This is a genomic window from Alicyclobacillus fastidiosus (assembly GCF_026651875.1).
Classification (GTDB): Bacteria; Bacillota; Bacilli; order Alicyclobacillales; family Alicyclobacillaceae; genus Alicyclobacillus; species Alicyclobacillus fastidiosus.
In genome coordinates this window covers 2,199,742-2,221,565 of sequence record NZ_CP104067.1, presented here as the reverse complement: position 1 = coordinate 2,221,565, position 21,824 = coordinate 2,199,742, and the positions used below count along the sequence as shown (strand labels likewise).

The window sequence follows — 21,824 nt, the reverse complement described above, 5'->3', positions numbered from 1 at the left end:
TTCATCGCACGATTACATAACTGGCGGATTCGTGGGTCACCACAGGGGAATGTAATCGACGTTTTGCCGACCGCCTGGGCACCTCTCTTCAGAGTCCCAGGCGGTCTTTTTGTTTGGGAAATCGCGATGGAAAAAGGAGTCAGCGACGAACCATGTATGGACCTCCCCTCTCCCCTACAGCAAAAAAAGTGATGTTACTCGGTTCAGGAGAATTAGGTAAGGAAGTGATTCTCGAGGCACAGAGGCTTGGTGTCGAGACCGTCGCAGTCGATCGCTACGCAAACGCCCCCGCCATGCAAGTAGCGCACCGGTCGTACGTCATCGACATGGCGGACGGTGCCCAGTTGCGGGATGTCATCAAGGCGGAGCGCCCAGACCTCATCGTGCCCGAAATCGAGGCCATCGCCACTGGGACACTCGTCGAGTTGGAGCAGGAAGGGTTCCACGTCATTCCGACTGCGCGAGCGACACAACTCACGATGGACCGCGAGGGTATCCGCAGATTCGCGGCCGAGGAGTTAAACCTTCCCACGGCAAGGTACGAATTTGCCAACACCCTCGACGAACTCCGCGCTGCGGTCGAAAAAATTGGCACGCCGTGCGTGATCAAGCCCATCATGAGCTCGTCCGGCAAGGGACAAAGCGTCTGTCGGTCGCTAGACGACGTGGAGAAGGTCTGGAACTACGCAATGAGCAGCGGCCGAGTTCGGAACAGTAGAGTGATCGTCGAGGAGTTTATTCAATTTGACTCCGAAATCACCTTATTGACTGTGCGCTCTAGTTCCGGCACTGCCTTCTGCGCTCCGATTGGACACGTTCAAAAAGACGGAGACTATATCGAGTCGTGGCAGCCACACGTCGTCACTGAGGCACAGCGGCAAGAAGCGGAGCGAATCGCCAAGACCATCACTGACGCACTCGGCGGCTGCGGTGTGTTTGGCGTCGAGTTATTCATCGCACCTGACAAAATCTACTTTAGCGAGGTGTCGCCACGCCCACACGACACCGGTTTGGTCACGTTGGTGACACAAGACCTCTCTGAATTCGCATTGCACGCGCGGGCCATCCTGGGTTTTCCTGTGCCCGATATCCATCTCGTGACGCCAGGTGCCAGCCGCGCGGTAAAATCCCCGATAGCGTCCGACGATTATCAAATCCGTGGGATCAGCGACGCCCTTCGCGTGCCGCGAACGCAAGTGCGATTCTTCGGCAAGCCGAGCGCGACCGTCGGCCGTCGGTTGGCGGTAGTGCTCAGTGGTGCAAGTGATACGGAAACAGCGCGAGCCAATGCGACAAGGGCGGCATCCGCACTGAACATCGTGCGGTCGTAACTGGTCTATGCCAATCGGTGTTCCAGCTCTACCGCTCAGTTCGAATCACAGGCTAACGAGCAAGCGCTGTGAAGAAAGAGTCCCTCCCCAGGGGCTCTTTTTGTTTCCCCCGTTCCGCCTTGTTTCAAGCCCTCAATTTACCAGTCTATTCGGGGATGACGACCGACATTTCTCATTAACCTAGGACCAAGTGCTGCGGGTCGTTTCCAGCTCTGGCAATATCGCGACGATGGGGAACGCCGTCGCCATCGTCCTTTACAGGAGGCTCAGACCGATGACACTGTATTTCGGAGTAGATGTGGGGGGCACAAGCATCAAGACGGCACTGGTTACGGCGACGGGACAGATCATTGTCAAACAGGCGTTCGCTACGCAATCAGAATCCAGCGTTGAGCACATCTGCCTGAAGCTGAGAGGGGTACTCAAGGAAAGCTTGCAGCAGACGAAGCACAAGTTGGCGGACGTCGCCGGAGTCGGGGTCGGGTTGCCTGGATTTTTAGACCTACGCAACGGCATCATTTTGAAACTCCCCAACATCGGGTGGGAAAATATTCCCTTCATCGACATTGCCGAGGACGTGTTTGGACTGCCAGTCGTAATGGAGAACGACGCCAAAGTCGCAGCGCTGGCCGAGTCTTGGACCGGAGCCGGTCGCAACGCCTTAGTCCTCGTCTGTGTGACAGTGGGAACCGGCGTCGGTGGCGGATTCGTTCTGCATCGGCACCTGTATCGCGGAGTAAACGGCATGGCTGGAGAAGTCGGACATTTAACTGTCGACCGGAACGGGCTAGCTTGTCACTGTGGCCGCCGAGGTTGTCTCGAGACGGTCGCGTCCGCGACCGCCATGATCCGTCGCGCCAAAGAATTGCAGCAGGCGGGGCAGATGCCTTCGCAGGTCGCCATCGACGACGCAAAGACGATTTTCGATCTCGCCGCACAAGGCGATGAAGCAGCGCAACAAGTCGTCCGGGAAACAGCGGATTGGTTGGGCTACGGACTATCCATGATCGCTGGCACCATCAACCCAGATACCATTCTCATCGGCGGTGGCGTGTCCACTGCCGGGGACGCCTTTCTGAAACCAGTCACCGATGCCTTCAGACGGTATGCGCTCGACCTCGTCTCACAAGCCGCTACTATCGCCCCTGCCCAACTCGGCAACGACGCGGGTGTCATTGGCGCTTCACGGCTGGTGTCGACACGCGAATCGCTGCGGCGATAATCACATCCAACTGTTCGCCACCCCACTTTCACCACGATTCACGGGAGGAAGTCCATGGGCAATCTGACAGTTCAACATCTGGTAGACCACTTCCAGCTTGAAGTTGTGGCTGGCCGTAAAGGAATCGACCGAATAGTGACGAGCGCGGACATCCATCGTCCGGGACTGGAATTTACGGGTTACATAGGGTATTTCCCGAACGAGCGCGTACAGATTTTAGGACGGACAGAAATCACCTATTTACACTCGCTGGACGTTCGTCGGCGGGACATGTGCATCGGAGCTGTGGTCGCACTGGAACCACCTTGTTTCATCGTCACGCGAGGCCAACAAGAGCTCGAATTCTTCGTCAAACACTGCGACGCAAAAGGCATCCCCCTCTTGCGGACAGACAGTAAATCGACACGGTTCATCAGTCTGCTGGGCAACTATTTGGAACGCGAATTGGCAGATGAGCAGACGATTCACGGGGTGTGCATGAATATCTTCGGCGTCGGTGTGGCGCTTTGTGGTGAGAGCGGCATAGGCAAGAGCGAACTCGCACTATCCCTGATTGAGCGCGGACACCGGTTGGTCTCCGACGACATCGTCCGAGTGAAGCGCGTCGGGCCAGACGCGTTAGTCGGCACACACAACATCAACAACCGCGAGATGCTGCACCTGAGGGGCATTGGATTCATCGATGTCACAAGGCTATTCGGGTCAGGCGCCTTTCAGGATGAAACGCACCTGGACGTCGAAATCGAGCTCATTCATTGGGACGATCACGTCAATACCAACTTGATTTCCCTCGGCTCGGAAGACGTGCATGTGGAGTACCTCGGCGTCGTGATCCCCCGCATCGACATCCCCGTGCGCCCAGGTCGAGATATCGCCTCACTCGTCGAGGTTGCCTGTAAGAATTGGCGTTTAAAACGCGAAGGATACGACGCGCTCCAGGTATTTCAGGAGCGTATCTGGACAAAGTCATAAGGGTGTCTGGGTTAGGCGTCCTCCAAATGGTCGCGCAAAACGGGCCATCCCGCATCGATAGATTGACGACGAGATGGCCACGTGGATGAGAGACTTACGGATGGAGTAGTAGCCACGGGTGGCCAATGACTTGCCCGTCTTTAGCACCCCTCCATCTCTACAGTAACAGCGACAACGAGAGTTGGTTCGAGGACGGCAGGCCTTCTAAACAGCCGTGCGCATCGAGCAGTTCAATGACCGTTTTCGAGGCGCGCGAACGCTCTTGCAGGTCTTCAACGGAGAGGAACTCCCCTTGACTGGCCGCCTCCGCGATGCCTTTCGCTGCCGAATCGCCAACCCCGTCCAGCGCTGCGAACGGAGGTAACAATCCATTGCGTTCCTTCACAACCTTAAACTTGGTCGCGTCAGAGTCATAGAGACTCAAGGGCAAGAAGCAAAAACCGCGAGCGGTCATTTCCAGTGCCATCTCGAGAACTGTGAGCAATGATTTTTCCTTAGGTGAAGCTTGGAACGACTTCGCTTCAATCTCCTCTATCTTGGCGCGAATCGCGTCGTAACCTCTGCCCATGATGTCCAAATCAAAATCGTCTGCGCGAACGGAAAAATACGTCGCGTAAAACTCGAGCGGGTAGTGCACTTTGAAGTACGCGATGCGAACCGCCATCAACACGTATGCCGTGGCGTGTGCCTTCGGGAACATGTACTTGATCTGCTTGCACGACCAGATGTACCAGTTCGGCACATTGTTCCGCTTCATCTCGTCTTCCATGTCGGGTGTGAGCCCTTTTCCCTTACGTACGCTCTCCATGATTTTAAACGCGAGCGACGGCTCGAGCCCCGCGTAGATCAAGTAGACCATGATGTCGTCACGGCAACCGATGACATCTTTGAGCTTACAGACGTTGTCTTGAATCAACTTTTGCGCATTGTTCAACCAGACGTCCGTCCCGTGAGACAGACCAGAGATCTGAAGCAATTCCGCGAACGTACTCGGTTTCGTGTCCTCGAGCATTTGGCGGACGAACTTCGTGCCGAATTCAGGGATGCCATACGTCCCCGTCTTCGAGCGAATGCGCTCTGGTGTCACCGGGTGATTCGGGTCCACCGTCAGTGCCTCTGTTCCCGAGAACAACGACATCACTTTCGGGTCATCCGTTGGAATCGTCTTCGGATCTAGCCCCGTCAAGTCCTGAAGCATGCGGATGACCGTCGGATCGTCGTGGCCGAGAATATCGAGCTTGAGCAGGTTGTCGTGAATGGAGTGAAAGTCAAAGTGCGACGTCCGCCACTCCGCATCCTTGTCGTCTGCCGGGAACTGAATCGGGCAAAAATCATAGACGTCCATGTAATCCGGCACGACGAGAATGCCGCCAGGATGCTGACCAGTCGTCCGCTTGATGCCAGTACAACCCTGTACGAGCCTCGTCATCTCCGCGTTTCGCAGATTCCAACCCCGTTCCTCTGCGTACTTCTTCACGTAGCCAAAGGCCGTCTTCTCAGCGACTGTCGCAATCGTCCCCGCGCGATACACATAATCCTCACCAAAGAGCACCTTCGTGTACGCGTGCGCCTGTGCTTGATACTCGCCCGAGAAATTCAAGTCGATATCAGGGACCTTGTCCCCCTTAAACCCGAGGAACGTTTCAAACGGGATATCGTGACCATCCTTGTCGAGCTGTGTCCCGCACGACGGGCACTCCTTGTCCGGCAGGTCAAACCCGGACCCGACTGATCCATCCGCAATGAACTCGCTGTATTTGCAGCTCGGACAGCGATAGTGCGGAGGCAGCGGATTGACTTCTGTGATATCGGACATCGTGGCGACGAACGATGAGCCGACAGACCCCCGCGAGCCGACCAGATAACCATCGTCCAGGGACTTTTTCACGATTTTATGCGAAATCAAGTAGATCACCGCAAAACCGTGCGTCGTGATGGAGTTGAGCTCTTTCTCCAGCCTCTTTTCGACGATCTCCGGCAACACGTCCCCATAAAGTTGCCGCGCCTTCACATAGCACATGTCGCGAATCTCCTGTTCCGCCCCTTCGATCTTCGGGGTGTACAGCTGATCCGGAACAGGTGATACGTCCTCGATCATAGCGGCTATCTGATTCGTATTCTCGACCACGATTTCCTGCGCCAGCTCAGGTCCGAGATAATCGAACGCGTCGAGCATTTCATCCGTGGACATGAAGTACAGCGGCGGCTGATCATCTGCGTTCGGATCTTTTTGCGCCTTTAAGAAGATATCCCGGAAAATCGCATCTTCCGGATTGAGAAAGTGCACGTCCCCTGTCGCGACGACCGGCTTTCCAAGGTTCTTTCCGACTTCGATAATCGTCCGATGATAGTCCTTGACCGACTCCAGCGAAGAAATGATCTCGTTGCGCAAGAGCGGCTTGTAATGCAGCGGCGGCTGAATCTCTAGGTAATCGTAAAACTCGGCGATTTGCTCGAGTTCTTCTCCTGTCTTCCCGCGCAAAATCGCGTCAAACACCTCGCCATTCTGACACGCCGAACCAATCAGGAGGCCCTCCCGATAGCGCATGATGAGGCTGCGCGGAACGCGTGGAACGCGGTAAAAGTACTTGGTGTGCGCCTCTGACACAATCTTGTACAGATTCTTCAAACCGGTCTTATTCTGCACGAGCAAAGTCAGGTGAAATGGGCGGACGCTGGTGTAATCGATGTTTCCATCGTCGTCGTTCAACTGAGAAATCCGTGTAAAGCCACTGTTTACCGCATCTTTTAACATGTATTGATAGACTTTCGCGAGCGCGACCGTATCGTCTAACGCACGGTGCGCGTTAATGAGCTCCACCGCAAATTTCTTCGCCATTGTGCCCAAGCGGTAATTCCGCTCATGTGGGTACAGTTTGCGCGCGAGCGGGAGCGTATCGAGTACGACGTTGGTCCACGGCTCCATCCCGACGCGCTTCGCACACGCACGCAAGAACGCCAAGTCGAATTCCGCATTGTGCGCGACGAGCACGGCATCCCCGACAAATTCTTTGAAGTCAGGCAGCACTTCGTGCAACTTCCGCTTGCCTTTCACCATGTCATTGGTGATATGCGTGAGTTCGGAGATCTTCTTACTAATCGGCACTTCCGGGTCGATGAGTTCTGTCCACTCTTCGACGATTTCGTTGCCGCGAACCTTGACGGCGGCTATTTCAATGAGTGTGTTCTCCGCCGAATTGAGACCTGTCGTCTCCGTGTCAAACACGACCCACGTGGTGGAGTCATCGATGGCGACGTCGTTGTCCGCGTTCAATTGGTAGACGATTGGAACGCCATCATTCACTACGTACGCCTCCAGGCCAAGCAGGCACTTGAGGTTGTTCTTCTTGGCCACACTGTACGCCTCGGGAAACGATTGGACGACCCCGTGATCCGTAATCGCGATGGCGGTATGTCCCCACTTGGCCGCTTGTCCAATCAAATCTTTGACAGGAACCACGCCGTCGAGCGAAGACATCGGCGTGTGGGCATGCAGTTCGATGCGCTTGACCGGTGCCGTGTCCGTTCGCACTTTGCCCTCGGCAGGGCGCATATCCTGAATGAGCAGGACAAGCTCTTTGAGGAACGTGTCGTACTGTACCTGTCCCTGTACGCGAACGTAGACGCCGTCCTTCAAGTTGGACAGCGCTTCGAGTTGCCGTTCGTTGTTCACAAACATCTTGGCCGTGATCGAATCGGCGTTATCCGTGATGTTGAACTGAACCAGCGTGCGACCACTCGGCAACGTGCGCACTTCCGACTGGAACACCCGGCCCTCGACCGCCACGCGGCGCATCTCGTCCTGAATCTCCTTCATCGACGTCAGCGGGCCGTCAATCGCCCGACCGATGTGCAGCGGCTCTACTGGCTCATCTGGATTCCGCCGTTCCCGCCGATATCCCCCGCCGTTCCCCTGAAACGACGACGACGCTTCCTTCTCAGCCGCCTGTGCCTGTTCGCGCTGCGCCTGCTCTTGTTCGATCATCACTTGTTCGACGTGTTTGCGTTCTTCATCGCGCAACTTTTGACGCAGTGCCTGAGTCTTATCCTCTGCAGCACGGTCCACTGTCGATGTGATGGAAAGTTCGACCCCAAATACCCTGCGCATCTGGTCAGATAACCAGACGAGTGCCCCTTTGCGCTCGAGCGACAGCCGTTCCGCATCGTTCCCGACAAAGAAGGTGAGCCGCCCGTCAGCAAGGCTCCGTTCTGCTTTGCGCAACCAGGTCGCGGCGACCAGCTCTTCTTCTTGATACCAATCGATAAGCGACTCCACCATGCACTCCACGGTGGACGGCGCATATGGACTCGGTGTGTAGGCGAGGTGGAGGGAAACGGTCGCGTCGTATTCTCCAAAACACAGCGAAGCCGCCTGCAGTGCGCGATAATCGCGCAGATATCGGATGCACTCGCGCTGTACTTCTGCCACGTCGACAGTCGCGAATTCAAGTGGCATCAAGTGAATGTCCACCCGGTTTCCCGCAGGGTTCACGACCACCCGGGAAACCGTCCGTTCAACGACTTCTCTCGGCAAATTCACTTCATTCTGCTGTGCAGACTCGTTCATGAAATCATCCTGTTGCATGACTTACCCTCCGCGTCGTCACGTTCCCGACTCTATCGTTTCGCAACAGATTCGATTCTACTATCCAACATAGAGTGTAGCACGGTTGCCATCATTCTTCACGGGTTCATCGCGGTCTGAACGCTGGAAATGAGGATTCCTTCCCTCGTCCGATGAGCGCTCTCGACACCTCGATAAACGCCTTGAGCGCGGGCGACATCCACTTGTCCTTATGCCACAACATCTGCGTGACAACTGGGATATCTGGACCCCGCCACGGGACGACACTGAGCATCCCCCACTCGACTTCGCTCGCCACGGCGATTTCTGGAAGTAACGTCACACCGAGGCCTGCCATCGTGCACTGCTTGATGGCCTCGACGCTGGCAAACTCCATCTTCATCGTGTGCACACCATGGGACGCCAGCGCCGATTCAAACATCGACCGATAGCGGCAACCAGGCTCGGTCAACAACACGGTCTCACCCTCGAGGTCCCGCGGATCAATCGCTTCTTTATCGGTAAACGGGTGTCCAGGCTGAACGAGAATTAACATCCGTTCATCTAGCAGACTCTCAAACGTAATCCGCTCGTCAACGCCCGGTTCCTCCAACGTGAACGCCAAGTACCTCTCCGCTGAGGACTTCGCGGCGCATCGTTGCGCAAATTCCGGTGCGCAGGATGATTTGAACGTTAGGATGGCGGGATCGGAAAGCTGCCAGCACTGGGGACAACCGATACGTGCATAGGCTTTCTACGGCGCTGATGGTGAGCGTGCCGGAGGGCTCCGTGTCGCCTCGAACGGCGACGTGTGCCTCTTCTGTCATGCGCAAAATGTCATCTGTAAAGCGGACTAACCGTTCACCTGCGTCGGTGAGGCGAACTCGTTTGCCCAGCCGTTCGAACAGCTTTACGCCAAATTCCTCTTCCAGCGCCTGAATTTGCGCAGTGACACTCGATTGTGCGTAGTTGGTTCGCGCTGCTGTTCGCGTGAAATTCAACTCTTCGGTCAGGATTTTGAACGTTTGGAGCTGTTTCAATTCCATCGCTCGCCACACCATCCAATCGGTTTCATCGATTGATATCATCAAAACCATCGTATGTCACGATACTAACATCCGTGTACGCTAGAGATCGAGAGAGTATTGTGAAGGGGCGTTGTACATGGCCGAACCAAGTTGCACAGTCACCAGTTTGCCAATCGATGGAACGTCCTGGGGCACTTCTCCTAGCCAGGGCGCGGGCGAGTGGCTACCCCGCAAAACCATGCGGCGCCGCCTCGCAGCCGTCCACCGTCAATGGAACCCAATTCGAGGGTACGACACGTCATCGCTCGGTCTCATCCAATTTGAAGTGTGGAGTGCACAGGTCGGTCTTGTTCCCTATCCAGAGGTTTGCGTGCACACACGCCAGGGAGTGGTTATTGGGGTGCTACAGGGGGGAATCGCACGGGCTAGGCGCTGTTTCTTCATCGACCACATTGCCGTCCACCCGAACTTCGAGCACGATGCGCGCGTCTGTGAACAACTAGTGGAACTAGCCATCGACAGGAGCTTAGAAGAAGGCTTTCACGGCTGGGTGGCCTGTATTCCAGAGGAAGGCGCGGAAAGCCTCTGGAAAGCCCTAAGATTTTCGCCGAGCAGCGACCGAACATATCGACGGATGGGCTATTTCGTGTAGCGTGTTTCAGCCGCGCTCACCGCGCGCCAACCCGCCAAGGTGACCGGTCGTCTACAGAGCTGGAACCAAATAGGGTGCGATAAACAACGTGACAATGGCGGAGATAATCATGGAGATACTGCTCATCGCACCCTCCACTTCGCCGTACTCAAACGCTTTGCTCGTGCCAGCGGAGTGTGCACTCGTGCCAAATAAAACGCCTTTGGCGATCGGCGTTCGCACTCGCAACAGGCGAATGACAACTGGGCCGATGGTGATCCCGGTGAGTGCCGTAATGATGACGAACACCGCAGTTAACGTAGGATTCCCCCCAATCGCGGTCGACACGTCCATGGCGATCGGCGTCGTGATACTCTTGGGGACCATGCTCTTGATCAGCGTCAGATTGAGGTGAAGCACTTTTCCCATGAAAAATGCGGCTACAATAGCGATCACCACGCCAGAGCAAATACTGACCACCATCTCGACAACGTTTTTCCTCAGTAACTGGAAGTTCTGGTACAAAGGCACCGCGAACGCCACGGTGGCCGGTTGCAGAAAATAAGTGATGATGGAAGTGCCCGCCCGGTAGCTTCCATACGGGATGTGTGCCACGAGCAACACGAGCACCAAGAGAATCGGCGTCGTTAAAATCGGTGTTAATAAGTCAAACTTCGCCTGCTTGTAGATCCATCGACACAGCACAAAGAAAAACACAGTCAGGAAGAAGCTGATGATCTCAATGGCCATGGCGCATCCTCCGTTTGATCGAGACCAGTAGTTCAGTCATTCCACCACTGACAATCATCACGGCGATGGTGCTCAAGGCGATGACCAATACCAGTTGCAACCCCTCCGTTTTCAACAAGGGAAGATACTGAATGACCCCGACTGCAGAGGGTACAAAAAATAACAGCATCTGCGACAATAGGATTCTCGATCCCGGTTCCACCCAGTGCACGGGAATCACCCGACATTGCAGCAACACCCACAAAAGGACCAACCCGATGATACTGCCTGGCACACTCAAGTGTGTGAGCATCGTCACGACATCGCCGGTGAGCGATAAAAGGACCAGTATGCAAATCGCGTATATTTGTTTCATCCATGCCCACCTGTTTCTATTTAGTTCATCAGTCGATAAACGTTCGATTGAGCAGCGCCAACAATTCACCGAATTTCACCAGGTCCTCGTCCGACCAAAGCTTTAACAACGCTGCATATCTATCGTGTCGAATTTGTTTCGTTTTATTTAGTTGCTCGAGTCCCGCTTTGGTGATGTCAAACAAACTCATCCGCCCGTCGATTGGGTCCGGAATTCGCCTGACGAGTCCCTTGAGTTCCAAAGCGGCAATCTGCCGACTGATGGTCGATCGATCCAAATGGTGCTCATCAGCCAGTTCCTTCAGACCCACGACACCTGACTCGTTTAGCTGGCGCAAGAGCAGATACCCGGGTCTGTCAATCGCGCCCAATTGTTTGTACAGAGTACTAAACGCCATCGCTCTGCGAATTAGGATGGCCACTTGGTATTCAATTTGCCCGATTTCATCTTGTTCTGCATCCACGCCGAATCCCCCGCATTTCAGTTGTCTCTCACCCAGGCACGGAAATAAAAATGTCTCGTACCGACGGAACCGACGGTACGAGGCCATGGGGTTCAAACATGTCTGAGGACGAGTAGGTTATGAATTTATTGTAAGACTCTGAAGCAACGTCCATCAACGTTCCGTGTACACCACACATTTCCAAGAGAGGAGCACATCTGACCACTGCCCCCATTCCGGAACCATTTTTCATCTGTCCCATCAGCCGTACATCCGGTTCTGCTAATATTCCAAGTACGCGCTCTCGCATGCGACCGCGGATCATGTTCCTCATGAATCCACCATCCCCACAATGTTGTCCACTTCTCTGCGCACGGATCGTCAAACAATCACAAAACGTCAAATATATGAAAAGTTTGACTCGGTAATCTCTCATAAGTTTGCACATATGAGCACAAAAAGTCATAATGGATTGTCCCCCCTTTCGATAGGGGTTTTTGTTCGTCGGTTTCGCATCTTAGTCAGACAAGGAGATGTTGATATGAGTTCTCCGCAAAAAGCCAGCGTTGGCTTTGTCACGTTAGTGTCGGTTGTAGCCGCCATCGGCGGTTTGTTGTTCGGGTACGACACTGCAGTGATTTCAGGTGCAACTCCATTTATGCAAGTAAAATTTGACCTTGGTCCGGGGATGATTGGCTGGGCTGTATCCTGCTTGATGGTCGGTGCCATTATCGGGGCTGGCTTCGCTGGTACGCTTAGCGATCGATTTGGGCGCAAAAAAATGCTCGTCGCAGCGGCCATCCTGTTTTCAATTGGGTCCGTCGGCTCTGCGCTGGCTTCCACCATCGCCGAATTCGTCGTGGCGCGAATCATCGGCGGGGTCGGCATTGGGGTCTCCTCGACCCTCGTTCCTTTATATATTGCGGAGATTGCCCCGACAAAACACCGTGGGCGGTTGGTTTCTCTCAACCAACTAGCTGTCGTCATCGGGATTTCAGCCATTTATTTCGTCAATCGAATGGTCGTCAACGCGGGTACCCATACTTGGGATGTGAATACCGGCTGGCGCTGGATGTTTGGCCTCGGCGTCGTCCCCGGCATCATCTTCATGGCGCTCTTATTCACCGTGCCAGAAAGCCCGAGATGGCTTGAAAAACAAGGAAAGTCGGAGGTTGCACAACGCATTCTCCAACGGGTAAACGGAACTGAAGCCGCCATGGCTGAAATTGCCGAAATCCGGCACTCTCTGAAAGCGGAGACTGGAACCATCGCGCATCTTTTCAAACCTGGCTTTCGAATTGCACTTCTCGTCGGTGTCATCATCGCAATCCTGCAGCAAGTAACGGGTATCAACGCCATCATGTACTACGCTCCGGAGATCTTTAAACAAACGGGTGCCGGAACCAACTCAACCATGACAGAAACGATTATCGTCGGTCTAGTCAATCTCGTCTTTACGCTCGTCTCGTTGTGGCTCATCGACAAAGTGGGGCGTAAGGTCCTCTTGCTGATCGGTTCAGCGGTGATGGCCATCAGCCTCTTCATCATTGGCTACGCGTTTCACTCAGGACACACCGGCACGCTCGTACTGATTCTCATTTTATTGTTTGTGGCGGCGTTCGCCGTCTCCTTTGGCCCAATTGTCTGGCTGATCATCGCGGAGATCTTCCCCACACGCGTCCGCGGTCGAGCCACAGCAGTGGCTTCCGTGGCCCTGTGGGCAGCTGACTACCTAGTTTCACAGATGTTCCCAATTCTCCTGAACGGCGCTGGAGCCGCGACGACGTTCTGGGTGTTCTGTCTGATGTCCGCGTTTTCCTTCTGCTTCACCTTGTGGGTGGTGCCAGAGACCAAAGGAAAGTCATTGGAACAAATCGAACAGAGTTGGAGCGCCGCAAATGAGCCGACGTTCACGAGTTGATCATCGACCATTCACCTGCCATTCCCTGCGCCACACATTGCGGGCATAAGCCGAATCGACAGACTTGCCCGCTCCCCTTCTTCGCCTTAGTGGCGGCGTGACCCCTCACCTCGCCGCAAGGCACGAAGATCCGTGCCTCAAGTTCACCTATCGGTGCGAGCCAACGCAGATTCTTCAGAGCGTGATCGGACACAGTTCGAACTCTTCTCGAGGAATTCTTCATAACAAGACTTCTGACGTACGTGCACGCCGTTATCTGGCAATTCTGATTCCGTCACAATTTCGCTACATAACCTGCACCATTTATCTACATGAATCATGCACTAAGCGATGTATATTGAAGTCAAGGAGGTGACGTTGCATGCTGATTTACAAGATGGCGACGCAAATGCGAAAACTTCAGGCGCAGGGTCTGAGCGCAGAAGAGGCAGCCAACAAGTTAGGCGTAAAAACGCAACTGTCTGGGATCGGAAGCGGAATCCGTTCGAAGGCCGCCAAGAAAAAGTAAGGTTTAAACGTACTCAATAGACTTCGTGATAGCGAGGTTGCATACCTGCGACGAAGTTGTCGCAAGAACGCTCCCGCTCCCGTCTTCCTATGGCCGGGTGCGTGTGTCCATCGATCTGACAAGCCCACTTAGAGGGGTATTTGCAATTCGCTGGCTTCTGTGCCAGTCATTTGGCGTTCGGCTCTATGCCCTATCCCTTCTAAAATCAGGTGGGTGGCCATCGTCCATGTTCGTCGCGTCTGGATCGAACTGATACCGTTCCAGATCAATACAATGTCCACTCGTGAATTGCACGCCTTCCATCTCCAATGACAGCTTCTGAACCATATACGACTCATCTTTTAGACCTAGTTGTCCTTTTGAATTGATCACACGATGCCAAGGCAATTTGTACGATTTGCTCATCGAGTGAAGCACTCGAACCACCTGCCTTGCGCCTCTTGGACTCCCGGCGAGTCTTGCGATTTGCCCGTACGTCATGACCTTCCCTTCGGGGATGTTCTGAATGATTTGTACGACGCGAAAAGTAAAGGGATTCATCCGCGTTTGATCCTCTCCCGCTCCGTCAATAGACGTCGACTTCGCGCTCTCCGACGCAAGCACGTCTTGCTCGTCGAGTGTCGCCAGATTTGCAAGGAATCATCGCCTCGTATGCTTTGAACGCCCCCGCTTGCGTTTGTGCGGTCTAAACCCTGCGCTCTTTGTCCCAAACCCTCTAACTAGGCTATGTTTCGCTGATTTCAGCCGCTTTCTCAGGTAGAACCAGCCCGCGAGGATGACCAGCGCGACGACGCCGACAATCGCGAGGTCCCAGCGGATGGGAATGGCTCGGTACAATCTCGGCGCGAACGTAAGCGAATTCGGTGAGGATTCCTCAATGACGACAAACTGACCATCGAGCGCGAGCAGGTGGTCACTTGGCGGCAGCAAATGTGTTTGTCCGTGGTTATAGAACCGTAAATAACCTTCTTCATCGTACCCTTCATACTGCCAGTCATCAATTACGGTCTCCCCAACGGTAACGTCTTTCCACAGCGGGTTGACGGAGTTAAATGGAATCACGAATTTATACAATTCCACACAACAGACGACGAGAATTGGTAGGCACAAGAGCAGCAACCAGATGCGGATGGCTGGCTTCCTTCTCTTGTTCGCCAGAAATCTTGCCATCTTGAAACCCCCAGTCTTCCGACATACGATGTCGATCGTAGAAGACAACCACAGAACATTGTATGTCGGCCAACCAGCCGAGATGAAAATCCAATTCTGGACAGACGGCGAGAAGAAAATAGGCCACCGCACGACAAAAGAGGAGAGCCACCGACCTGGCCCCCCTCCTGGAAAACACATGCACCTCGTCACGGCGACGGGTTCTGCACGGTAGCTGGATTGACGATGCGCGCCAGAAACTGACTGAGTCTCTGATTCCCCTCCTGATGAAAGATCTCATCCGGTGTACCTGTGGCCGCGATGACCCCTCCATCCATAAACACAATTCTGTCGGCAACCTCGCGCGCAAACGACATTTCGTGCGTGACGACGACCATCGTCATTCCCTCTTGCGCCAGACTGCGCATCACGGCGAGAACTTCCCCAACGAGTTCAGGGTCCAGCGCCGATGTCGGCTCATCGAAGAGAATCACGTACGGATTCATGGCCATCGCTCGGGCGATCCCGACGCGCTGCTGCTGTCCCCCAGACAACTGGTGAGGATACGCGTCACTCTTGTCTCGTAGCCCGACTTTGAAGAGCATTCTCGCCGCGTGTTCCACCGCCTTCGCTTTCGGCCACTTGAGCACCTCTAGTTCGCCGAATCGTTTATGTAAATCCTCCACTTGAATCACGAAGTATTCACCTCTAACTCCTCTAACTCGCCACGTAGCGGCTCAGGCGGAGTTCTAGTGTGTGTTGTAGCCAGGCCAGCACCGTACAAAACGCCAGGCACACAATGGCCGCGCCGATATACACCGGGAACGGTTTGAACGTCGATCCCACAATATCCTGCGCCTTCTGAAACAGTTCCGGAACAGTGATCACGGCGGCGAGGGAGGTGTCCTTCACGAGGCCGATAAACGAAACGATAACTTGTCGTTGACCGTCGCCTCAACCCTGCCAGACTTCACGAGTTGAATGGCTTCGTTAAAGCCTTGCACTGCCGTGATCTTCGCGCCATCCTGCGCGGCTTCAGCAGAGTAATTGCTCGTTAAGGACTGGGCGACACTCACGCCTTGCAAGTCTTTGAACGAGTGAATTTTGTTGTCGTTCGCGCGGACAATGATGACCGAAGCGGATCGGATGTACGGAGTGGAAAACAAAAACGACTTTTTCCTATCGGACGTAATGCCAACTTCGTTCGCTATCATGTCAAATCGCTTGTCGTTGAGGCCCGCAAACATCCCGTCCCAAGGCGTCTCGACAAAGCTCGCCTTGACGCCGAGTTGCTTCGCCACTTGTTGTGCAAGCTCCACGTCAAATCCGGTCAATTGGTCCTGACTATTGTGGTACGTGAACGGGGCGTACGTACCTTCCGTACCGATTTTCAACTCCCCGCTCTTCTTGACTTACGTACACACGGTGATCCCATTTCGCCGGCGGGGCTTTGCGTCTGAAATCGTTACGTCAACGGTTTACGCCCGACGATTAACGCTCGATGGCCATGTGCGTGTAAACAGGCCGCTTCAAATCCGAAGTTGCGCAACCACTCGAGATGCTCATCCAGCAGCACCGGATAATCCCCTCTATCGAGCACAATTCGCTGATGGTCTTCGAAACTAGCTCCTTCATGCGAGGCAACCGTCGAATCGTACAACTCGTCCTGGCGCGTCCAGACCGCGTGGTAGACCTCCCACAACCCCTTTGTCTCAACCTGTAACCTGTCGAGTAACAAAAACAATCCGCCTGGCTCAAGCGTCCGGTATATGTATTGATAGACGGCGCGCATCTGCGCTTTCGAAAGGTGATGCAACGATTGGATGGCGATGACAAACTGGTATTTGTGATTCGGCAGCGAAAGCGTGTCAATGTCACTCAAGTCATGGCGAATGGACACAAATCGGCTGGTGTATTCGGACAGACGTTGCTTTGCCAACTCCATCATCGCTTCGGAATTGTCCACTCCGACGATTGCAGCGTCAGGAATGCGTTCGAAGATCCGTTTCTCAACCTGGCCGGATCCATATCCAAGGTCGAGTATCCATGCACCTTTGGCATACGCGCTTTCCAAAATCGATACAAGAATGTCCAACTGTTCGAAACGAATGGGATTTCGGCGATTGCCGTTTGTATCCCAAAGCCGCGCCGTATCGGGATTATTCCAATTCTGAGTCATGCTTCTCCCTCCACCTCACCACTTGATGGTTTCGTACATGCGTAAACCGCAAGATCGTAAAGACAGATCAATTGTATCAGGAGGGCGTCACGAACACATGGAATTTTAGCCAAATGGGCTATCGACCAACGACCTACGTCTCCAACGGGATTTTATGATGAATATCCGGACCCGTCCTTACGTGGACACAATGTGATACAGTAAACATCGTACACACCCTTTTACTCCTTTAGCCCTCGGTCGCTTGCGGCCGAGGGCACTTTTTAGTACGAGCGGATACCTAGAACTCTGGGCGATTTTCTTATACAATGATCACAACTGAATCGGTGATGGAGCTCACCATTAACCGCCCGACCTGGGCTGATGGCTCCTGCAGGAACTGTGTACAGTCACGGTTATCTGCAGGAGCCATTTTTGTTGGATCCAGGAAGGGGCGTTCCAGGATGTCGTCCTACTTGCGAACGAGTCCTCACACGCAAAATAAGAGCCCAAAGGAGAACTTCGATGAATCTGATTGCGATTTTTATCGGCGGTATCATCGGTGGGGTGTTTCGCTATTTTTTGGGATTCGTCATCCCGTGTCCCAGTGGGTTTCCGCTAGACATCCTCGTGATTAACTTAGTTGGTTCGCTGGCGTTGGGCGCATTGTACGGCATGGCAGCCAGCACAAAGATGAAACTTTGGCTGCAAAACGGAATTGGGACCGGAATCATAGGCTCATTTACCACGTTTTCTACGTTCTGCGTCGGAACCATCCACCTCGCCAAGGCGCATGCATTCTCCGCAATTGTCTACGTGATCGTCAGTCTCAGTTTCGGTCCGCTACTGGCTTACATTGGTGAGCGTGCGGTGCGATGGGCTGGTTCGAGGAAGGAAACAGACGTCAGGGAGGTTTCGGCATGAATGCGTGTTTCCCTGTACTGGCTGGCGTCGGTTCTGCCATCGGCGCCGTCGCACGATATGGAATCGGCGTTGCACTTACCAACGTGAATAAATCTGTCTTCCCTTGGGGAACGTGGCTCGTCAATGTAGTCGGAACCACCCTTTTAGGGCTGTTTACCCTCAGTCTACAGAATGCGTCTCCAGACCTTTTTTTGTTGCTCGGCACAGGATTCTGTGGCGGTTTTACCACCTTCTCCACACTGTCGGTCGAAACCGTTACATTGTTTCGAGAGAACCGGCGACTGAGCATCTTTTACCTATTTAGTTCGCTCGGCGTGGGCCTAATTTTAGCTTGGATCACTGAACTGTGGGCATAATCCCCACTTTCGGCCAAGACAGGCGGACTACTTGGTTCACCCGTCCGGTTCAATCAAATCGTGCAGTCGTACATGGATAAGAGCCGAAGCGAAGTGATAGGGAAGTTTGGTGGAAAGTGTCGAGCACTGCGACCTAGTTCCCGATTGTTCCGAGTGTAGAAACACATCGGGAAAGGTGAAAGGAATGGGATGGTTATCAGCATTCATTATCGCAAACTTAATCGGGAGACTACCTAACGCCACAACGGCGGTAGTTTCTCACCTGTCGACAGGTCATTTTGACGCATTCTTCTGCGACAAAAATTTCCTGACACACAACCCAATGGCTAAAATCATCGCCGTCATCAGACACTGAAAGGTCATGAATGGAGCATCGTCTAATCCTGCGATAAAACGCTTCATCACTGGGAGGTCAAACATCAACGTCGATGCCGCCCACGCCATCATCCCGGCACCTAATGGGAGAATCCACACCTGTTTCTCGATTTGGTCGGACAAAAACAGAGTGATGAAGATGAAGATCGGGATGCTGATGAATGAAGACAGAGTGAGCCATAACCTATCTCCATGTAACGTGGAACCGAGCCAAATGATATTGTCTAGATTCCCAACCAGTGTCACAAAAAATAACCGTAATATCGAGGCAAACAGTCTATCAGAACTCCTCATCCCGACGTACAACACGCGAACGGACATCCAAGCAAGCACCACAATGGCCACCACTCGAAAAATCACATGCTGCATGAAATAGTCCACACTAGCCGAGAAGACAACTTGCGACACCGCGAGTAGCACTGCGACGACTGTGACGGCAATTTTCTTTTGGCCACGTTGCATATGTGGGATGAGTACCCCTGCTAACAACGCATTATCGATCGCTGTAATCACTACGATTGTACAAATCCCGAAGACCGACGCCATATCGACACTCCTATACAAAACCAAGCCCCTACTGCAAGGGATAAGAAGCAGTAGGGGCCATTGGCGTTGAATGACGAACTTCATCGCCAAATCAATTGATATGTTATATGCGCCGTCTAGGATATTCATGCCACGACACTCACCATCGCTCGCGTCTCGCTTGAAACTTCATGCGAATGGGAATCCATCGTATCACCTCCGTCCGCTCGCGATGTCGTGCTCACAGAGCGGTCTGCGACTCGATAAGCGATGAATGAATCACCACCATCCTCCTAATGTTAGTGAACTAATGATAGCCACATATAAAGACCTGAGAGCGTGACGAACAACGTTGGAACGGTGAGCACCACCCCTACCCTAAAGTATTGACCCCAGCCGATCTTCACGGCACAAGAATCACCCAAGACGTTCGAAACATGCCCACGTGCACAATGGCTTGCCTTGATTCAGGCAAATCACTGGGGTTGTAGTGAGCAGGGATACCCTTCTGGAAGAACAGGCGCAGCATCAAGAGACTCGCGCCAAACGAAAACAGATCCGGGACAATCATGTGCAACGCGTATCGTATAAAGCCAATTCCAAAGTAATCGGCCGACACGATGTTCACGAGGTTGCTCACGATGAGTGGCAACGAAGTGGTATCCGCGATAAATCCACTCGCCAGCACAAACGGCAACATCTTCTTCGTGTCGAACTTCAAAAGTTTCATGATTCAATAGATCTAAAAATATCGGTGGAAGGGCCATCTCTCGCTGTAGCGAATTGCCGTGATCGCACCAAAGTGACTTTTTGCTCTCTCGTCCGGACAAGAATCCATCCCCCGCTAACGCGCATGCCATTTCACCTCCTTTTAGCAAATCCCCAATTCCTTCACCTCGAACGTGGGCAGTCAATCACACCTTCGACAGCTTAATTGTGACGCCCTTTTTCATTGTGCGTTTTGAAAAGGAGTTCGCGCCTAGATTTATTCCTCGGTGAATGAGATTACTCGACGAATTTTTCCGTCGTTAGCCCATGGTATCGCATTGTGTCGTCCCGAGCGTGTTGTGAGCGGTCGGTGCATGGAGAGCTGAAGCCAAACGAAATCGTCTTCACGACATTTGTTTCCGAACACCAACTTTGTTTCCCGCCTAAAAATTTCTTGCTCTAAGGCAAAAAATCTGTACACATTTGTCAGCCACCGCAGTATAATAATCACGAAAGTTTCCCGCGTCTAAAAGTGTTTCTCAAGAGAAACATTTGTGAATACATTTATATGAGAGGTGGTTAGTCACTTGGGTACATCGCCTGTTCCAGCAGAGAATAAGGCTGTCGTTGCGGCGAGAGAATCCATCACGCACAAAAGGAAGGGGATTCGCGCACTACTGCCCTTTCTCGGACCCGCATTTGTCGCTTCCATCGCCTATATCGATCCCGGCAACTACGCCACCAACATCCAGAGTGGCTCTGAGTTCGGATACAAGTTGCTTTGGGTGGTTGTGATCGCAAATCTGATGGCCAGTTGATTCAGAACATGTCGGCAAAGTTGGGAATCGCCACTGGCATGAATTTGCCTGAGATGTGTCGCGCGTATTGCCCAAAATGGCTGTCGTACATCATGTGGGGTTTTTCTGAGGTCGCTGCCATGGCGACAGACATTGCAGAGTTTTTAGGAGCCACGTTGGGATTGAATTTACTATTTCATATACCGATGCTATTGGCCACCGTACTGACGGGGATCACCACGTATCTCATTCTCATGTTAGAGCGCCTGGGCTTTCGACCGCTAGAAAAATTTATCGCTGCGTTCGTCGTCGTGATCGCCATCTGTTATGTGATTGAGACCGTACTTGCGAAGCCGCAGTTCAGTCAAATTGCCTACCACAGCGTCGTGCCTTGGCTGGGCAACAGTGATGCAGTGCTGCTCTCTGTAGGCGTGATTGGTGCAACAGTGATGCCCCACGCCGTCTATCTGCATTCGGGTTTGACACAGCATCGAATAGCCGCCCGTAACGAAGAGGAAAAGCGAAGTATTTTCCGCTTCAATACGAAGGAAGTCATAATCGCCATGTCCCTTGCCGGGCTGATCAATCTCGCGATGATGTTCATGGCAGCTTCCGCGTTTCATGGGTCCGGCCATACAGGCGTTGCCGATATCCCGTCTGCATATAAAATGCTCACACCACTGCTTGGGCCTGCTGCTGCATCCGCCTTCTTGGTTTCTCTATTAGCGTCTGGAATTTCCAGCTCCGCCGTCGGAACCATGGCTGGGTCCGTGATCATGCAAGGGTTTGTGGGTTTCACCATCCCGTTGTGGCTGCGCCGTGTGATCACTATGTTGCCGACCTTTCTCATCGTGGCATTGGGTGTCGATCCCACTCGGACACTCGTCATCAGCCAGGTTGTCCTGAGCCTTGTGCTTCCAATGCCTATCCTTTCACTGATTTATTTCACTAGGCGACGCGATATCATGGGCGTTCTCGTGAACAAACGAATTGTGACGTTCGCCGCGATACTTTGCGCAATCGTGATTTTATCTTTAAACATTCTGCTTCTCTACCTGACGTTTGGCGGTACGTTGCCGTTTTAAGATGAGGAGGAATTGCGGTGGAA

General features: G+C 53.3%; 23 protein-coding genes, 3 pseudogenes and 2 riboswitches. Of the genes and pseudogenes, 9 read left to right on the top strand and 17 right to left on the bottom strand.

Annotated elements, in window-relative coordinates; translation table 11 throughout:
* Window positions 1-6: 6 nt before the first annotated feature.
* Window positions 7-87, top strand: a riboswitch (ZMP/ZTP riboswitch).
* 65 nt (window positions 88-152) lie between these two features.
* The 3 genes from purT (at window position 153) to hprK (ending at window position 3,525) form a co-directional block, all read left to right on the top strand.
* Window positions 153-1,331, top strand: coding sequence for a formate-dependent phosphoribosylglycinamide formyltransferase (purT, locus tag NZD89_RS11010; RefSeq protein WP_268007769.1), 1,179 nt, complete (start codon window positions 153-155; stop codon window positions 1,329-1,331).
* Window positions 1,332-1,605: 274 nt separating this feature from the next.
* Window positions 1,606-2,553 (top strand): ROK family protein, encoded by a 948-nt coding sequence (locus NZD89_RS11005; RefSeq protein ID WP_268007768.1) that lies wholly within the window; start codon window positions 1,606-1,608, stop codon window positions 2,551-2,553.
* A 54-nt stretch (window positions 2,554-2,607) separates the two neighbouring features.
* Window positions 2,608-3,525, top strand: a complete 918-nt coding sequence (gene hprK, locus NZD89_RS11000; protein WP_268007767.1) for an HPr(Ser) kinase/phosphatase — start codon at window positions 2,608-2,610, stop codon at window positions 3,523-3,525.
* A 157-nt stretch (window positions 3,526-3,682) separates the two neighbouring features.
* On the opposite strand, the gene NZD89_RS10995 is transcribed toward hprK, so the two are convergent.
* From NZD89_RS10995 to NZD89_RS10985, 3 genes are all read right to left on the bottom strand, one after another.
* Window positions 3,683-8,110 carry a PolC-type DNA polymerase III gene (locus NZD89_RS10995; protein ID WP_268007766.1) on the bottom strand — a complete coding sequence of 1,476 codons (4,428 nt, stop codon included), beginning with the start codon at window positions 8,108-8,110 and terminating at the stop codon, window positions 3,683-3,685.
* Between the two features lie 106 nt (window positions 8,111-8,216).
* A complete protein-coding gene (locus NZD89_RS10990; protein ID WP_268007765.1) occupies window positions 8,217-8,714 on the bottom strand; it encodes a substrate-binding domain-containing protein in 498 nt (165 codons plus the stop codon).
* Window positions 8,683-9,177 (bottom strand): LysR family transcriptional regulator, encoded by a 495-nt coding sequence (locus NZD89_RS10985; protein WP_268007764.1) that lies wholly within the window; start codon window positions 9,175-9,177, stop codon window positions 8,683-8,685. The genes NZD89_RS10990 and NZD89_RS10985 overlap by 32 nt, the downstream gene beginning before the upstream one ends.
* A gap of 76 nt (window positions 9,178-9,253) precedes the next feature.
* Between NZD89_RS10985 and NZD89_RS10980 the strand changes: the two genes are divergently transcribed.
* Complete coding sequence (locus NZD89_RS10980; RefSeq protein WP_268007763.1) at window positions 9,254-9,769, top strand: hypothetical protein; 516 nt, start codon at window positions 9,254-9,256, stop codon at window positions 9,767-9,769.
* Between the two features lie 51 nt (window positions 9,770-9,820).
* Here the strand turns inward: NZD89_RS10980 and NZD89_RS10975 are convergent, their stop codons facing one another.
* From NZD89_RS10975 to NZD89_RS10960, 4 genes are read right to left on the bottom strand one after another with little or no spacing between them, the layout of a single operon-like run.
* Window positions 9,821-10,498, bottom strand: coding sequence for an LrgB family protein (locus NZD89_RS10975; protein WP_268007762.1), 678 nt, complete (start codon window positions 10,496-10,498; stop codon window positions 9,821-9,823).
* On the bottom strand, window positions 10,488-10,853 hold the full coding sequence (locus NZD89_RS10970; protein ID WP_268007761.1) for a CidA/LrgA family protein: 366 nt from the start codon (window positions 10,851-10,853) through the stop codon (window positions 10,488-10,490). Before NZD89_RS10970 ends, NZD89_RS10975 begins: the two co-directional genes overlap by 11 nt.
* Before the next feature lie 28 nt (window positions 10,854-10,881).
* Window positions 10,882-11,316 carry a MarR family winged helix-turn-helix transcriptional regulator gene (locus tag NZD89_RS10965; protein ID WP_268007760.1) on the bottom strand — a complete coding sequence of 145 codons (435 nt, stop codon included), beginning with the start codon at window positions 11,314-11,316 and terminating at the stop codon, window positions 10,882-10,884.
* Window positions 11,317-11,344: 28 nt separating this feature from the next.
* Window positions 11,345-11,629: a hypothetical protein gene (locus tag NZD89_RS10960; protein WP_268007759.1), complete on the bottom strand. Its 285-nt coding sequence runs from the start codon at window positions 11,627-11,629 to the stop codon at window positions 11,345-11,347.
* A gap of 207 nt (window positions 11,630-11,836) precedes the next feature.
* Here NZD89_RS10960 and NZD89_RS10955 point away from each other — a divergent pair, with 207 nt between their 5' ends.
* On the top strand, window positions 11,837-13,216 hold the full coding sequence (locus NZD89_RS10955) for a sugar porter family MFS transporter (RefSeq protein WP_268007758.1): 1,380 nt from the start codon (window positions 11,837-11,839) through the stop codon (window positions 13,214-13,216).
* Here NZD89_RS10955 and NZD89_RS10950 read toward each other — a convergent pair.
* Window positions 13,206-13,409: a hypothetical protein gene (locus tag NZD89_RS10950; RefSeq protein WP_268007757.1), complete on the bottom strand. Its 204-nt coding sequence runs from the start codon at window positions 13,407-13,409 to the stop codon at window positions 13,206-13,208. The two genes, NZD89_RS10955 and NZD89_RS10950, sit on opposite strands and share 11 nt — an antisense overlap.
* Before the next feature lie 168 nt (window positions 13,410-13,577).
* On the opposite strand from NZD89_RS10950, the gene NZD89_RS10945 reads away from it, so the two are divergent.
* Window positions 13,578-13,724 carry a hypothetical protein gene (locus NZD89_RS10945; protein WP_268007756.1) on the top strand — a complete coding sequence of 49 codons (147 nt, stop codon included), beginning with the start codon at window positions 13,578-13,580 and terminating at the stop codon, window positions 13,722-13,724.
* A gap of 183 nt (window positions 13,725-13,907) precedes the next feature.
* Here the strand turns inward: NZD89_RS10945 and NZD89_RS10940 are convergent, their stop codons facing one another.
* From NZD89_RS10940 to NZD89_RS10915, 6 genes and pseudogenes are all read right to left on the bottom strand, one after another.
* Complete coding sequence (locus NZD89_RS10940; RefSeq protein WP_268008459.1) at window positions 13,908-14,264, bottom strand: MGMT family protein; 357 nt, start codon at window positions 14,262-14,264, stop codon at window positions 13,908-13,910.
* A 99-nt stretch (window positions 14,265-14,363) separates the two neighbouring features.
* Entirely contained in the window at window positions 14,364-14,894 is a 531-nt protein-coding gene (locus NZD89_RS10935; RefSeq protein WP_268007755.1) for a hypothetical protein, read from the bottom strand.
* Between the two features lie 188 nt (window positions 14,895-15,082).
* A pseudogene (locus NZD89_RS10930) lies at window positions 15,083-15,517 on the bottom strand (amino acid ABC transporter ATP-binding protein); the annotation flags it as partial.
* A 73-nt stretch (window positions 15,518-15,590) separates the two neighbouring features.
* Window positions 15,591-15,785: an ABC transporter permease family protein gene (locus NZD89_RS10925; protein WP_268007754.1), complete on the bottom strand. Its 195-nt coding sequence runs from the start codon at window positions 15,783-15,785 to the stop codon at window positions 15,591-15,593.
* Complete coding sequence (locus tag NZD89_RS10920; protein ID WP_268007753.1) at window positions 15,782-16,267, bottom strand: transporter substrate-binding domain-containing protein; 486 nt, start codon at window positions 16,265-16,267, stop codon at window positions 15,782-15,784. The genes NZD89_RS10925 and NZD89_RS10920 overlap by 4 nt, the downstream gene beginning before the upstream one ends.
* A 71-nt stretch (window positions 16,268-16,338) precedes the next feature.
* Entirely contained in the window at window positions 16,339-17,052 is a 714-nt protein-coding gene (locus NZD89_RS10915) for a class I SAM-dependent methyltransferase (RefSeq protein ID WP_268007752.1), read from the bottom strand.
* A 316-nt stretch (window positions 17,053-17,368) separates the two neighbouring features.
* Window positions 17,369-17,432, top strand: a riboswitch (Fluoride riboswitch).
* Window positions 17,433-17,556: 124 nt separating this feature from the next.
* Between NZD89_RS10915 and NZD89_RS10910 the strand changes: the two genes are divergently transcribed.
* Window positions 17,557-17,955 carry a fluoride efflux transporter FluC gene (locus tag NZD89_RS10910; protein ID WP_268007751.1) on the top strand — a complete coding sequence of 133 codons (399 nt, stop codon included), beginning with the start codon at window positions 17,557-17,559 and terminating at the stop codon, window positions 17,953-17,955.
* Window positions 17,952-18,311: a fluoride efflux transporter CrcB gene (gene crcB / locus NZD89_RS10905; protein WP_268007750.1), complete on the top strand. Its 360-nt coding sequence runs from the start codon at window positions 17,952-17,954 to the stop codon at window positions 18,309-18,311. Before NZD89_RS10910 ends, crcB begins: the two co-directional genes overlap by 4 nt.
* A gap of 273 nt (window positions 18,312-18,584) precedes the next feature.
* Here crcB and NZD89_RS10900 read toward each other — a convergent pair whose 3' ends face one another.
* The 3 genes and pseudogenes from NZD89_RS10900 to NZD89_RS10895 all read right to left on the bottom strand — a co-directional run.
* The gene (locus NZD89_RS10900) at window positions 18,585-19,232 is read right to left on the bottom strand and encodes a hypothetical protein (RefSeq protein ID WP_268007749.1); all 648 of its coding nucleotides are present in this window, start codon (window positions 19,230-19,232) and stop codon (window positions 18,585-18,587) included.
* A gap of 278 nt (window positions 19,233-19,510) precedes the next feature.
* The gene (locus tag NZD89_RS29570; RefSeq protein ID WP_369125266.1) at window positions 19,511-19,579 is read right to left on the bottom strand and encodes a hypothetical protein; all 69 of its coding nucleotides are present in this window, start codon (window positions 19,577-19,579) and stop codon (window positions 19,511-19,513) included.
* Window positions 19,580-19,623: 44 nt separating this feature from the next.
* Window positions 19,624-19,944, bottom strand: a pseudogene (locus NZD89_RS10895) (ArsB/NhaD family transporter); the annotation flags it as partial.
* Between the two features lie 550 nt (window positions 19,945-20,494).
* Here NZD89_RS10895 and NZD89_RS10890 point away from each other — a divergent pair.
* Window positions 20,495-21,801 (top strand): annotated as a pseudogene (locus NZD89_RS10890) (Nramp family divalent metal transporter).
* The last annotated feature ends 23 nt before the right edge of the window (window positions 21,802-21,824 follow it).

What these genes read in the sequence shown, in the direction of transcription:
- NZD89_RS10935 (WP_268007755.1), bottom strand. Translation starts at nt 14,894, where the DNA reads ATGGCAAGATTTCTGGCGAACAAGAGAAGGAAGCCAGCCATCCGCATC.
- NZD89_RS10910 (WP_268007751.1), top strand. Translation starts at nt 17,557, where the DNA reads ATGAATCTGATTGCGATTTTTATCGGCGGTATCATCGGTGGGGTGTTT.
- NZD89_RS10985 (WP_268007764.1), bottom strand. Translation starts at nt 9,177, where the DNA reads ATGATATCAATCGATGAAACCGATTGGATGGTGTGGCGAGCGATGGAA.
- purT (WP_268007769.1), top strand. Translation starts at nt 153, where the DNA reads ATGTATGGACCTCCCCTCTCCCCTACAGCAAAAAAAGTGATGTTACTC.
- NZD89_RS10915 (WP_268007752.1), bottom strand. Translation starts at nt 17,052, where the DNA reads ATGACTCAGAATTGGAATAATCCCGATACGGCGCGGCTTTGGGATACA.
- NZD89_RS10980 (WP_268007763.1), top strand. Translation starts at nt 9,254, where the DNA reads ATGGCCGAACCAAGTTGCACAGTCACCAGTTTGCCAATCGATGGAACG.
- crcB (WP_268007750.1), top strand. Translation starts at nt 17,952, where the DNA reads ATGAATGCGTGTTTCCCTGTACTGGCTGGCGTCGGTTCTGCCATCGGC.
- hprK (WP_268007767.1), top strand. Translation starts at nt 2,608, where the DNA reads ATGGGCAATCTGACAGTTCAACATCTGGTAGACCACTTCCAGCTTGAA.
- NZD89_RS10970 (WP_268007761.1), bottom strand. Translation starts at nt 10,853, where the DNA reads ATGAAACAAATATACGCGATTTGCATACTGGTCCTTTTATCGCTCACC.
- NZD89_RS10945 (WP_268007756.1), top strand. Translation starts at nt 13,578, where the DNA reads ATGCTGATTTACAAGATGGCGACGCAAATGCGAAAACTTCAGGCGCAG.
- NZD89_RS10960 (WP_268007759.1), bottom strand. Translation starts at nt 11,629, where the DNA reads ATGAGGAACATGATCCGCGGTCGCATGCGAGAGCGCGTACTTGGAATA.
- NZD89_RS11005 (WP_268007768.1), top strand. Translation starts at nt 1,606, where the DNA reads ATGACACTGTATTTCGGAGTAGATGTGGGGGGCACAAGCATCAAGACG.
- NZD89_RS10955 (WP_268007758.1), top strand. Translation starts at nt 11,837, where the DNA reads ATGAGTTCTCCGCAAAAAGCCAGCGTTGGCTTTGTCACGTTAGTGTCG.
- NZD89_RS10900 (WP_268007749.1), bottom strand. Translation starts at nt 19,232, where the DNA reads ATGGCGTCGGTCTTCGGGATTTGTACAATCGTAGTGATTACAGCGATC.
- NZD89_RS10995 (WP_268007766.1), bottom strand. Translation starts at nt 8,110, where the DNA reads ATGCAACAGGATGATTTCATGAACGAGTCTGCACAGCAGAATGAAGTG.
- NZD89_RS10975 (WP_268007762.1), bottom strand. Translation starts at nt 10,498, where the DNA reads ATGGCCATTGAGATCATCAGCTTCTTCCTGACTGTGTTTTTCTTTGTG.
- NZD89_RS10940 (WP_268008459.1), bottom strand. Translation starts at nt 14,264, where the DNA reads ATGAATCCCTTTACTTTTCGCGTCGTACAAATCATTCAGAACATCCCC.